At 40.6% G+C, this 12,658-nt stretch carries 10 protein-coding genes and 1 tRNA gene; 2 read left to right on the forward strand and 9 right to left on the reverse strand.

What is annotated here, in order from left to right:
• Positions 1-235 precede the first annotated feature (235 nt).
• Positions 236-310 (forward strand) — tRNA-Val (locus AC0L7T_RS24870).
• 33 nt (positions 311-343) lie between these two features.
• On the forward strand, positions 344-601 hold the full coding sequence (locus AC0L7T_RS24875) for a GIY-YIG nuclease family protein (protein WP_473339194.1): 258 nt from the start codon (positions 344-346) through the stop codon (positions 599-601).
• 496 nt (positions 602-1,097) lie between these two features.
• On the opposite strand, the gene AC0L7T_RS24880 is transcribed toward AC0L7T_RS24875, so the two are convergent.
• The 9 genes from AC0L7T_RS24880 to AC0L7T_RS24920 all read right to left on the reverse strand — a co-directional run bounded on the left by AC0L7T_RS24880 (position 1,098) and on the right by AC0L7T_RS24920 (position 12,656).
• Positions 1,098-2,579, reverse strand: a complete 1,482-nt coding sequence (locus AC0L7T_RS24880; protein WP_473339195.1) for a Do family serine endopeptidase — start codon at positions 2,577-2,579, stop codon at positions 1,098-1,100.
• 671 nt (positions 2,580-3,250) lie between these two features.
• A complete protein-coding gene (locus AC0L7T_RS24885) occupies positions 3,251-5,809 on the reverse strand; it encodes a sodium:solute symporter family protein (protein WP_473339196.1) in 2,559 nt (852 codons plus the stop codon).
• A 31-nt stretch (positions 5,810-5,840) separates the two neighbouring features.
• Positions 5,841-6,827 carry a Gfo/Idh/MocA family protein gene (locus tag AC0L7T_RS24890; protein WP_473339197.1) on the reverse strand — a complete coding sequence of 329 codons (987 nt, stop codon included), beginning with the start codon at positions 6,825-6,827 and terminating at the stop codon, positions 5,841-5,843.
• A gap of 21 nt (positions 6,828-6,848) precedes the next feature.
• Positions 6,849-7,721, reverse strand: coding sequence for an SMP-30/gluconolactonase/LRE family protein (locus tag AC0L7T_RS24895; protein WP_473339198.1), 873 nt, complete (start codon positions 7,719-7,721; stop codon positions 6,849-6,851).
• A gap of 5 nt (positions 7,722-7,726) precedes the next feature.
• Complete coding sequence (locus AC0L7T_RS24900; protein WP_473339199.1) at positions 7,727-9,214, reverse strand: M81 family metallopeptidase; 1,488 nt, start codon at positions 9,212-9,214, stop codon at positions 7,727-7,729.
• Entirely contained in the window at positions 9,204-9,584 is a 381-nt protein-coding gene (locus AC0L7T_RS24905; protein WP_473339200.1) for a RidA family protein, read from the reverse strand. The genes AC0L7T_RS24900 and AC0L7T_RS24905 overlap by 11 nt, the downstream gene beginning before the upstream one ends.
• A 229-nt stretch (positions 9,585-9,813) precedes the next feature.
• The gene (locus AC0L7T_RS24910; RefSeq protein WP_473339201.1) at positions 9,814-10,725 is read right to left on the reverse strand and encodes a dihydrodipicolinate synthase family protein; all 912 of its coding nucleotides are present in this window, start codon (positions 10,723-10,725) and stop codon (positions 9,814-9,816) included.
• 18 nt (positions 10,726-10,743) lie between these two features.
• Complete coding sequence (locus AC0L7T_RS24915; protein WP_473339203.1) at positions 10,744-11,835, reverse strand: threonine synthase; 1,092 nt, start codon at positions 11,833-11,835, stop codon at positions 10,744-10,746.
• Complete coding sequence (locus AC0L7T_RS24920) at positions 11,832-12,656, reverse strand: SDR family NAD(P)-dependent oxidoreductase (protein ID WP_473339205.1); 825 nt, start codon at positions 12,654-12,656, stop codon at positions 11,832-11,834. Before AC0L7T_RS24920 ends, AC0L7T_RS24915 begins: the two co-directional genes overlap by 4 nt.
• Between the last annotated feature and the right edge of the window lie 2 nt (positions 12,657-12,658).

Raw genomic sequence — 12,658 nt, forward strand, 5'->3', positions numbered from 1 at the left:
ACCGGTTTAACAATACAAGTTGTTAAAAGCATATTGGGAGTTTAGCTCAGTTGGTTCAGAGCATTCCGATTTTAATCGGAAGGGTCAAAGAACGAAATCTCAACTCATATGTCTTTCAAACAGTACTAATATATTGGGAGTTTAGCTCAGTTGGTTCAGAGCATTCCGATTTTAATCGGAAGGGTCAAAGAACGAAATCTCAACTCATATGTCTTTCAAACAGTACTAATATATTGGGAGTTTAGCTCAGTTGGTTCAGAGCATCTGCCTTACAAGCAGAGGGTCGGGGGTTCGAATCCCTCAACTCCCACATCAAGCCTTTTAATAAGGCTTTTTTTATTTCATGTCATGCCATTTTTACATATTGTTTTCCGGCATTAAAAACCGTTTTTATATCGGCGCAACCTGTGATGACCTTAAGGAAAGGGTTCGCAAACATAATTCAAACCATAAGAAGGGATTTACCGGCGGGGTAGGTGACTGGGAGTTTGTTTATTCTGAAAGCTTTGAAAATAAGGAGGAAGCCTTTGCCAGAGAGCGAGAAGTTAAAAAATGGAAAAGCCGAAAGAAGATACTAGACCTTATTAATCTCAAACCATAATCCCTCAGAGCATTCCGATTTACATCGGAAGGGTCGGGGGTTCGAATCCCTCAACTCCCACATCAAGCCTTTTAATAAGGCTTTTTTTATTTCATGTCATGCCACTTTTACACACTATTCTCGGATCTGTCCAAAAGGTTCGCAGATTGGGATGAAATGATTTTATCTTTAAAAAAAATTGAAAGAGAAGGATTTTTTAAGATTACTTTCACCAGCAGGCTTGCTTTATTAATACAAATTAACTTCTGTCAAGTTTAAGGCGCATTCTCTCTCAAGGAGAATTGTTTACCATAGGACTAAAGGAAAATAATGTAGCTGAGTAAAAACTTTCGTAAATCTCAATTAGCCACTGATCATTTTCATTTTAGGAAAATCGTTTATGTTGCTGTTCATTTTTTTTGATAATCTAATTTAACCTAAGACTTTAAGCAAAAAAAAGGCCACCTCTTTTAGGTGGCCATATATTGTAAGCAAGTAGATTCTATTTTAAAACCGATTAAAGACTTAGCTCATAATAAGAGCGCTGTCCATTTGGATAAACTCCTAAAATGATTATATCCTCACCTTCATACTTTTTAAGCGCATTGATCACATCTTCTCCGGAAAGAATTTTAATCCTACCGATTTTAGTGATAATAAAGCCCTCTTGAACTCCTGCATCTTTCCATAACTTGTTATCTATGGAAGCAATAGTTGCTCCTCCTTCGAGTTCAAGCCTTTCTTTATATTCTACTTTTAAGTCTTCAAAGACTACTCCTTCAAACTCAGTGATTTTTGGAATTACTTTAACCACCACCTTTGTATCACCAGATACATTCTTAAGGGTAGCCATTGCAGTCATTTCTTTGCCGTCACGAAGGAATTTAACATTAATTTTGTCACCAGGTCGCTTCCTTGCTACTCTTTCCTGAAGAGTAGAAGTAGTGTAGGTATCTGCTCCATCAATACCAATGATAATATCGCCTCTTTGCAAACCAGCTTCTTCTCCTCCACTACCTTCCTTAACTTCCGCAACGAATACACCTCTGTCTGCTTTGACTTCCTCACCGATTTCTGCTTCAAGGTCAGCATTTACATCTCTGATAATTACACCAAGTAAGCCTCTTTGCACAGTACCAAATTCTAAAAGATCATCCATTACTTTTTTCGCAATGCTACTTGGAACCGCAAATGAATACCCACTAAAGCCACCTGTTCTTGAGGCTATTGCTGTATTGACCCCAATGATCTCTCCGTTAAGATTCACCAGTGGTCCACCCGAATTCCCAGGGTTTACAGCAGCATCGGTCTGAATAAAAGATTCTACCTGCATATTGCTCTCGTCTCGAAGAATTCCAATATTCCTTGACTTCGCACTAATGATGCCTGCAGTTACCGTTGAATTCAATTCATATGGGTTACCTACTGCTAAAACCCATTCTCCAATTTGAGCCTCATCCGAGTTTCCAAAGGGAATAAAAGGCAGATTATTGGCCTCAATCTTTAGCAATGCAAGGTCTGTCGTTGGATCTGCCCCTATTACCCTTGCGGTAAATCTCCTGTTATCTTCTAAGGTTATCTCTACCTTTGAAGCATTGTCAATCACGTGATTATTGGTCACAATATAGCCATCTTCAGATATAATTGCACCTGATCCAGTACTTTTGCCTTCTCTTGGGGTGGCCTCACCTCTTGGAGACCTGAAACCAAATAACTCTTCCATTGGATCCACACCTTGCTGGCTTTTACCCATGGTTACTGTACTTCTTACGTGTACTACAGCAGGTGTAACTTGAGCTGCTGAAGCCACAAAATTAATTCCTTCAGGAATCACAAACTTGTCATCATTAAGCCAATTCACCAAACTGGTGTTTTGCTTTTCAGTAAAATTTTTTGTAGAATCTTGATTGGTTTGTAAAAACCCTACACCAAGAACTGCCACAAAACCTCCTATTAAAGAAGCGAGCACGATTCCCAGGAAAAACTGTTTTTTATTCATTGTATACCTTTCTTTTAAATTAAATCAATCAACACGAAATATTATTTCTTATGTTACTTCTAAAACGATGCCAGTTGAGTTTTCGGTTAGCTATTTAACAGCATTTAACATAAAAAGATGTATTTCTTTCAGCATATTCTTAAATAAACCTCAAAAACCAAATAAACATTACCTTCATTTCAAAGAAAGCAACTACCCTGCAACTCATTAACAACAATATGCCCTGAGAAAAAGTTAATTTAAGGTAGGTTTTATTTCATAATATATTTAAAACAGGTCAAAAAAACCTTGATTTATTAACGCTAATGGCACAACAAAGCAAATTCTAGCCTGTTATGCCTTCCCTCAAAAAATTGCGTAAACACAAGAAAATCAGCCTTTTTCAGCACCGTTATCAGGCATCCCTTCAAGATTTACTAATAACTATCCCCTCATTTAGCCTACCCAATAGGCTCCATAGACTATAGCAAATAAAGAAAAGTAGTAGTCAATAGAAAAAACAAATTTTTGCGTCATTATGACACAGGTCAAATAAAACTATATACGCAATACCTTTTAAATACAGGGCATATAAAACCATTGCATCACAATCATACTGATCTCAAACTGCATAGCAAACTGCCATTTTGACACCATTTAAAATATAAAGACCGTCACTAACCATCAAAAGTTTACTTTTTAACCATTGACTTATAGGTAAGCCCCTCGGGCTGACTTTTACTGTTTGGGAAGATTAAACTAAAAACAAAACCAATAACTACGCAACTTATCACACCAATAGCACCATAGAGGTATCCATTAACCTCTGTAAATCTGCTGACCAAAAAAGTAATTCCGGCACCTGAGAGCGTCCCAATGATCACTCCAAATGAATTGGCTCTTTGACTGAATATCGCTAGAATAAAAACCCCTGCAAGGCAGCCACCAATCATCCCCAGTAATTTTTGAAACAAATCAAAAATAAAACCCACCTCTGTAGCCGCAATCCAAACGGCGGTTAGGGTGCCAAAAACCCCCATTATAATCGTGACAGTCTTGGCCAACTTTAGGTACTGACGATCCTTAAGCCCAGGCTTTAGATACTTGTGAATGTCTGTAATATAGGCAGTGGCAATGCTGTTCATACTACTGTCCAGGGAAGACATACTCGCCGCAAAGATTCCAGCAATCACCAAACCTGCTATTCCTACAGGAAGTTCAGCTACTATATAGTAAGGCAAGAGTTCTTCAGGATTAGCACTTCCTATCTTTTCTGGATTGGTGAGGTAGTAAACGAAAAGAACGGTTCCCAAGCCAAAAAATAAAAATATCCCTGGTATAGTGATAATACCATTTGTCCACAAACTTTTCGCGGCCTCTTTTTCATCTTTTACAGTCAGGTATCGCTGAATCACTACTTGATCTGAAGAATAAGGGATTAAATTTAAAAAGAAAAACCCTATAATGGCTACCCAAAAAACAAGTTGCGTATAATCCCATGACCAGTCTATAAACTTAAACTTCTCGAATTCCATTCCCACCTCAATAACAGTAGAAAAACCTCCATCGATATTGGCTATTGCAATGAATATGGATAGAAGCGCTCCTCCTAACAATACCACAACCTGTATTACGTCTGTCCAAATCACGGCTTCCATACCACCCAAAACAGTATAAATCGTGCTGAACACCCCCATTATCGCAATGCATAGAAAAATATCCATGTTGGTTACCGACGAAATCGCTATTGCTGGCAGGTAAAGCACAACTCCCATTCGGGCAAGTTGAAGTAAAATAAAGGTCAAACTCCCTAAAAGCCGAACCCTGATATCGAATCTCAACTCCAGGTATTCGTAGGCGGTAGTGATGTTTAACCGCCTGAAAAAAGGCAGGTAATATTTAATGATTAAAGGGACAATCGCCAATATCATAAAGGATCCTACAGCCAGACGCCAATTGGTGGCATATACAATGACAGGAACCGCCATAAAGGTGATGGCACTTAATTGCGTGCCATATATACTTAATCCTGCAGCCCACCAGGGTATGCGCTTGCCTGCTAAAAAATATTCCGTTGTTGTATTTTCTCTTTTAGAAAAGTAGAAACCAATTCCAAGCATACAAGCAAGATAAGCCCCCAAAGTAGTCCAGTTGGCCCATCCAAAAGGATTTTGTATCTTCAAAGCCATCACTTTAGGAGACCTAACTCCTGGGCCTTTTTCGCCATTAGGGACTACCCAATAACCTTCCCAGTAAGTTGAAGGAGCAGTGACTCTGGAAGTTCCCTCTGGCATGTCTCCCATTTCCACCCATTCCTCAGAATTGGTATTGTAAGCCAACATTTTATCTAAAAAGCCAGGATGACTTGCAGGATCAGTATGCATCAATGTTTTTTCATCCAGGCCACCGGGGATCAAAATATGGTCTCCACCCAAACTGAATGCTGGCGAAGGTGCTGCAGCAACGCCTCTAGGCAAATCTATTAATTCCTCCCAAATTCCTTGTGCAGGTTGATCTCCAGGAATAAATCGATAAGCATCCTTTAACAAGGTCCTGCCTAAACTTTGGTCTGTGTTTTTATACAGCCCAAAACCACTAAAAATATAAAATGCATCTTTATGTGAAGCGGCCACTGCCTGTATTCTAGCCATACCAGGAAATGCAGGTCCTTCTTCCCATTTCATCTCTGCTTTGCTTTTCTTTAAATCAAGATAATAGAATTTAGTCTCTGCAAGGCCAGTAGGGGTCTTTTGCCCTCCTAAAACATAAAACACCCCATCCAGAATTGTTCCTGTCATGCTTGCCAATGGAACTGGAAGCTGTGGGTAATCATTTTCCAGAACAATTTCTCCGTTGCGGAAAACCAGGCCAATGACCAAATTGCTATGGGCTTTGGCATCATTCCCTCCTATAATCCAAACCTTATTCTTATAAGTCCCTGAAACAGAATAAGCCAGTGGTTGTGGTAACTTTTGTCCCGCAACTGTCCATCCTGTCTTAGTATTTTCCATGAAATAAATCTCATCATACCACACTTTCTCTCCACCTTCCCAAGGTCTCTTTTCTGGGAAATTGGCACCACCACCTACCAATAACGCACCATTACTCACACCCGCAAACATTCCAGCAAATCCCTCTTTGTCTGGAATAGCAGGCAATTCCTCCCATCTCACTTCTTTACCAACTGCTTGAAAAACTACAAGAATAAAAAATAGGGTGATCAATAAGTATTTTTCCAGGGTTGAGTGCATTTTTATTTTAATTATATTATTTATTTTTAATTTATTTTAGCCTTATAGGCTCTCCTGATGAAGCAGAATCAAAGGCTGCAAATAAAACTTCCATGACCTTTATAGTATGTCTACCAGAAGCAATTGGTTCTCGGTTTTCCATTATAGCATTGGAAAACTCCTCCCATTGATTGACCAAAGCTTCATTCATCCAATCCTCGGAATATGAATTTGGAAGAAGTTGGTAATTTTGATCTTTCCCCAAGAAAGTACCTTTGGTATTGTCAATTTTAAGACTGCCCATGCTTCCGTTAAAATCGATGCAGATATCATTCACGCCATTTTTAAATCCTGAGTAATGCAGGGAAGCTTTCTGCCCGTTTTTGAAATCCAGCAAAATCACCCCTCCATCATCTACTTCATCTTCATGAAAAGCATTGGTCATTCTGGCAGAAACACTGCTGACATCAGAAGGGATCAAAGCGCACATGGCATCCAATTGATGGATGGCTACAGTGAGCAAATATCCTCCACCAGAAGCCTTCTTCAAGTGCCAATCCTTCCGATCGCCATGTTTCCAAAAAGATATTGAGCTCGCTTTGGCCATGTATATTTCCCCAATTTCCCCAGAGGAGATAGCCGTTTTTGCCGCAATAAAAGAAGGGGAAAATTGAGCCACATGCCCAATCATTAACTTTACGCCTGATTTATCACAAGCCTCATAGATGGCTTTACAATCTGAATAAGTTGAAGCCATAGGCTTCTCCAGCAAAATATGCTTTCCAGCGGCCGCGGCCTCAAGTGCAATCGTTGTATGCAAATGATGAGGCGTGGCAATAAGGACAGCATCTATCTCTGAGTCGCCTAACAATTCGCGGTAATCTGAAACTCCCTTTAGCTTGTATTTATCAGTAAGTATAGACAAAGAAGCTGCATCTCTTCTACAAATGGTCTTAAGTTTAAGTGAGGGGATTTTTTGTATGGCTTCAATATGTCTTGAGCTAAAATTTCCCGCACCTATAATTCCAATCCCTATCATTTTTCCTTTGGTTCCTTCTATTCAATTCAATGGCATACCTTCAATTCCAATATTGATTCTGCTTACTTTACCTGGACCTGGTTCACCTACTCCTCCAGTTATCCAGAGATAGCCATCTGCAAAGCAAAGGTTGCTGGTAAGTGGAATACCCGAATCGTAGCTAGCAAGTAATTCTCCCTCTAACGAAAGCACCTGAATGGCCTGCATGCCGTAATGAGCAACCCATATCCTACCTTCTCTATCCATTGCCAATCCATCGGGTAGGTTTCCTGTTTCCCTATTTTCATTGTTAAATGGCAGGGTGGCCAAAACCGTCAGGTAATCGTCACTTGTAGCGGGCAGGTTGAGGTTGATTCTAAGGATCTTGTTTTTATAGCTTTCGGCGATGTACAAGACATTTTTTTCTTTGTGGAACACAATCCCATTTGGAAAATCAATGCCAGTGGCAACAGCATAGGCCTCCCCCTCCCAACCTACAAAATAAACACCCCCATTGTGCCTTATAGAATCAGTGAAATAGAAACCTTTATCTGTATGAACCGCGATGTCGTTGGGGCAATTGATCGTCACTCCATTAATCTGAGCTGGGGATACATCTCCTATTAATCCCCCCTCGTGATCATATCTTATAACTCTGGACGACAAACTGTCACAGAGCAAGTGGTCTCCATTGGCCATGATTGCTTGTCCATTGGGCCTTTTTCCTTTGGCCCACAGTTTGGGTTTTTCAGCTTGATACCGGTAAATCCCTTCACCAGCCAGGTCAGTGTAATAAAGGAAACCATCATTCCCTAAAACTGGACCCTCTGTATAATATTCCAGCTCCAACATGATTTCAGGCTGGATGGTATTGGGATCAGGGAGCTTCTGGTGAATGTGGTTTCCTTCTATCATTTAACTTATATTTTATCCAATGGAAACAAAGGTTTTCTTCGGTGCTTGTAAGTCAAACTTGCCATGTCTGCCCTTGTAACACCAGGCGTATTGGCTCTTAAAATCGTTTTACAAACAGACTGGTATGCTGCCAATGGCGCATTAACCCCTTTGGCCACCAATACATCAAAGGACGATGGGTCAATATTAAAATGAAGCAATTGCTGAAGACTAAATGGAACAATCCGCAAAGAAGTAAGCATAATGGTATTGCCGGATTTGCTGGTCACAATGGCAGTTTCTCCCATATTGAAATTGACCTGCCCACCATGCCTTGGTTCTTTCTCGGTGAACTTCCCATCTACAATGTCCTCCAACTTTACTTCCAAAGTCATGGTTTCACCATGTAATTTGTCTGTTTTTGCACCAACATTTAAAGTGTAATACCCTTCTGGATTGACCGATTTTAATTCAGCTACTGCTTCTGGATCATAGATACACACGAAACTTTTCACTCCAGAACAGGATTCCAAAACATCAAGAAGAAAGGTGCTGTCTGCAGGTGAACCGCCACCGACATTGTCTCCCATGTCCAATATCAGCAAAGGTTTTTCAGCCTTGTCGATATGCGCCGGCAATTCTTCCAAGCCTATTTTCTTTCCTGAGAAATCCTGGTGATTTTTAAGCAGATAATCATTTAAAACATTTGCTTTACTCTCTGCCAGATATTTATCGTTATTGGTAATCACAATAAAGCTGGTCCCCATTTCTGGAACATCAGCATAAGGAAATCCCAAAACAACATTTGTAGATAAAACGCCAGGATCATCCTGAATTTCTCTGGCAAAGGCAAATAAGGTTTTGCAGGGATCTGATCCAGTATGCTGCATCTCAATGCTTATCGCAACCTTCGTTTGCATCAGAAACATTTCAGGCTTTATCTCGCCCTTAAGGGTGTCCACCATCAAGATGGCAGCTGATTTACCTACATCTCTTTGGTCTACATGAGGATTGGTCTTGTAAGCAACAAGCGCATCCACCGCTTCCACCATGGTTTTACTTAGATTGCAATGCGGATCAATTGTGCCAATAATAGGGAGATCTGGCCCCAGAATTTCCCGAACCATTTTTAACCAATGGCCATCAAAATCCAGATAAGGAACACTGACACCTGCACCATGAGGCACTACCATTAAACCATCTAATTGAGGCGCTTCCTTTAGGGTTCGCTCCACCTCTTGGATTAAACGAATAGCTGTTTCTTCTGCAATTATTCCACCTGGAGTAGCTTCAGCATAAAACAAGGGAACAAGTTCTATGTCCTCTTCAGCGCTTAAGATCGACACCATCCCGCCTATTTCATGAAAGGCATCCCGGTATTCATCTATAACATCCTGTCCATACAATAAGTGGCCATTTTCGAAATCCTTCCAAGTTGTCTGTTGGTCCAAAAAGGTGTTTGATTCATGGTAAACACCAATTATACCAATACGTTTTTTCTTACTATTTGACATAAGCAACTAAATCAACTTCAAACTTTAACAAAGTACCTAAACAACCAATCAAGGTAGTTCTAGCAGGGAAAGGTGCTTGAAAGTATTCTTTATAAATGGCGTTAAATTCCGCCAGGTCCTCTTGGTTTCCTACGTAGTTTCTCACCTGAACTACATCACTAAAATCTAAACCAGCTGCTGCTAGAATTTTTTTAGCGTTGTCAAAAGATCTTCTTACTTCATTTTCAAATGTGTCGTTGACAATTTTCCCGTTTTCATCGACAGAAGCCTGGCCAGAAACAAAGACCATATTGTTTACTCTGAGTGCTGGAGAAAAAGGCAATGGACTACTTGGAACACCTTCGCCTGAAATAACTTCTTTATTTACCATAATTTATTAATCTTTTTTCTGAGATTTGATTTGCCCTGATTTTAATCGGGTGGATTTTAATACAATTTACAAATCTGATCAGTCATATATTATTTTTAACCCAGTTTATTCAAAATAATTCGTCCTGAATTTTCTTCAGGATGAATGGTAAAACCACATAAAAAACAGATTACACGCCAGATTTTCATGTGATTTCCCTATGTAATGGGAGTTTTACCCTATTCCGAGTTTAAGCATCTATTTTTGCCGCTTTTACAACTCTATCAATCAATTCTTCCACCTTCTTGTCTTCCCAAACTTTATTGGTATTGCCAACGGGCGCTATAGAAGCCCCAATATCTACTCCATACCTCATTTGAATGGCTTGTCTAAAGAAAGTCCAGATATTTGGTAAGGTTTCAGCAATTACCTCTTGAAAAACCAGCATGAAGTCTGTTGCCAATGCCACATCCCCTTTTATAAATGCATCTCGGACATGTTTACACTCAGGCTCGAAAACATTATAATAAGAACCAATAGCGCCATTAGTACCACATAAAACTGCATGGCACATCAATTCATCTGCTCCACTAAAAAGCACCAACTTACCTTTTGAACTGTAAGAAATGGTACTTATCTCCAAAAGGTTATTGGTAGTCAATTTCATGCCCACCATATTAGGCATCTTGAGTAGTTTATTTACAAATCCACTCAATCCGTCTGAAAAACTGGTAGAACCCAATTGGTAAGGAAAGAAAGGCAAATCCGTAGCGGTAGCTATCGCCCCATAATGTTCTAATGCCATCCCTGAACTTCCGTCTGTAGGGCCGTAATAAACAGGAGCAACAGAGGAAATACCGTCTACTTTGCACTTTGCAGCCTGCTTGGCCAAACGCACTGACTCATGTGTCGTCATGGAACCTACCTGCACAATAATTGGCACTCTGCCTGCATTGACATCTGCAGTAATCTCAGTCACTTTGTTTCTGTCCGCTTCACTTAGCAAAAATCCTTGACCTGTGGATCCAAGTAGATACAATCCGTCTACACCTTGAGCTATTAAAACATCAACCCACTTCTCTAACTGCTTAAATTCAGGACGACCATTGCCATCCATTGGAGTAAGCATTGCTGGCCATACCCCTTTTAAATTTTCATACATATTTAATTGATTTATCTTTTATACTGCAAAATATTGATCCATTTCTTTATAACTACTTAAATAGCTTACCGGGTTGTGGACAATCAACTCTTCAACGGCATCCGGGTCTTTAAAACCACTTCCAGAAACGATACAAACTGCATTGGCATTTTTATCCACTTCACCAGCGGCTACCGCTTTCATCCATCCCGCCAAAGCTACCGCACCCGCGGGTTCTGTGTATATCCCTTCTTTGATTGCCAATAATCGCTGACATTCAAAGGTTTCTTCATCACTGACCAGGAAACCATTTCCACCGGTTGCCTTGCATTCTCTTAAGGTTTCCGTTCCGTCTATTACATTCGCCACTTGAAGCCCACTCACCTTAGTAGTGGCATTTGTTACAGCTTTGGCTTCTTCCAAGCCATTTCTCAGGTTTCCGGCGATCGTGTCATTTCCATCGGGTTGAACACAATGCACACTAGGCACTTCAAAAATTGCATGCTGGCGTTTCCATGTTTGAAAGCCTCTGGCAATCGCCAAGGCCAAGCCTCCACCACCAGACGGGACAAATACATTGTCCACATGCTCAAGATCTTCTGCCAGCTCAAAACTTATCGTTTGTACGCCTGTCATCCCAATTGGACTGTACTTAAAAGCACTTACCTGTAAGCGAGTATTGTTTTCGACAGCTACTTCACCTAGCTTCTCAAATATCCTCTCACTTACTTCACTGTTTTTGCCAAAATCTTTGATAACATACAAAGAGGCGCCATAAGCCCTCATTTGTTTTAATTTACCTTCAGGCGCTCCATCTACGATCGCAATTTTGCAGGGAATACCTGCTGCAGCGGCATAAGCAGCGAGTGCCGCGCCAGTGTTTCCACTGGAGGTAGCCAAGCAAATTTTGCCCTTGTTTGCCAAAACATCTGCTATAGCAAATGCAGCAAAACGGTCTTTGTAGGAACCGGAAGGATTGGAGGATTCCAGTTTGAAATAAAGGTTCGGAAAACCCAAATCAGGGCCAATCTGCCTGGATTTAATCAAGGGTGTATTCCCCTCCCCCAATGAAAATGGTGCTATTCCCAGGGGTAAATTTAATAACGGTGTGTATTTGCTTATTCCTTTCAAAATTCGTTGGGGAATTGTAGGTTCTTGATTTTATAACTGTTGAAATTATGGGCAAATCCTCCATCGATAACCAATGAGGTCCCATTTACAAAAGAGGCATTGTCTGATGCCAGCCAGAAAACGCCGTTGGCGATTTCCTCAGGAGAGGCACTTCGTTGCAATGGTGTCATGTCTTCCATTTCATCCACCAGGCTTTGACTCACATCAATGCCTTCCGTGTCTTTGAAATTACTGCTCATGGCCGTGGTTACATTCCCAGGGCAAACCGCTACTACTCTGATGCCTGATGGCCCATATAAAGCTGCCATTTCATAGGTTAAACTTAATAGAGCCCCTTTTGCAGCAATATAGGCTGGGCTAGAACCTCCTGCTCTTTCTGCCATCACGCTGCTCAGATGGACAATTACTCCCCCCTTGCTTCCAGACGCCATCTTTTTTGCCGCCAATTTTGACAGAAACACCGGAGAGGTGAGACAGATCTTTAAGGTCTTTTCCCAATTTTCTCTGGAAATAGTATTTAAAGTCTCAATGGTTCTCCAGGCTGCATTGTTAATTAATACATCAATTTTGCCCCATTTACTATATGTCGCTTCCACGATTTCATCCACAAAATCATCTATGGCCAGGTCTCCATCCAAAACCAAAACATTCTCTGGTTTAGAAAGGGAATCCGCTGCGGCCTGCAATTCATCTTCGTTTTCTGAAACCATGGCAACAAAATCACCATTGGCAACAAAAGCTTCAGTAATTGCCTTGCCTATGCCCCTGGAAGCACCGGTAACAATAATTACCCTAGGCTTGTATTCCTCTTCACTTTTCATTT

Source organism: Cyclobacterium sp. 10D3-21 (genome assembly GCF_055809755.1).

Bases quoted from the DNA above. Each gene is read 5' to 3' on its own strand.
- AC0L7T_RS24895 (WP_473339198.1), bottom strand. From the start codon at position 7,721: ATGATAGAAGGAAACCACATTCACCAGAAGCTCCCTGATCCCAATACC.
- AC0L7T_RS24880 (WP_473339195.1), bottom strand. From the start codon at position 2,579: ATGAATAAAAAACAGTTTTTCCTGGGAATCGTGCTCGCTTCTTTAATA.
- AC0L7T_RS24910 (WP_473339201.1), bottom strand. From the start codon at position 10,725: ATGTATGAAAATTTAAAAGGGGTATGGCCAGCAATGCTTACTCCAATG.
- AC0L7T_RS24900 (WP_473339199.1), bottom strand. From the start codon at position 9,214: ATGTCAAATAGTAAGAAAAAACGTATTGGTATAATTGGTGTTTACCAT.
- AC0L7T_RS24875 (WP_473339194.1), top strand. From the start codon at position 344: ATGTCATGCCATTTTTACATATTGTTTTCCGGCATTAAAAACCGTTTT.
- AC0L7T_RS24920 (WP_473339205.1), bottom strand. From the start codon at position 12,656: ATGAAAAGTGAAGAGGAATACAAGCCTAGGGTAATTATTGTTACCGGT.
- AC0L7T_RS24890 (WP_473339197.1), bottom strand. From the start codon at position 6,827: ATGATAGGGATTGGAATTATAGGTGCGGGAAATTTTAGCTCAAGACAT.
- AC0L7T_RS24905 (WP_473339200.1), bottom strand. From the start codon at position 9,584: ATGGTAAATAAAGAAGTTATTTCAGGCGAAGGTGTTCCAAGTAGTCCA.
- AC0L7T_RS24885 (WP_473339196.1), bottom strand. From the start codon at position 5,809: ATGCACTCAACCCTGGAAAAATACTTATTGATCACCCTATTTTTTATT.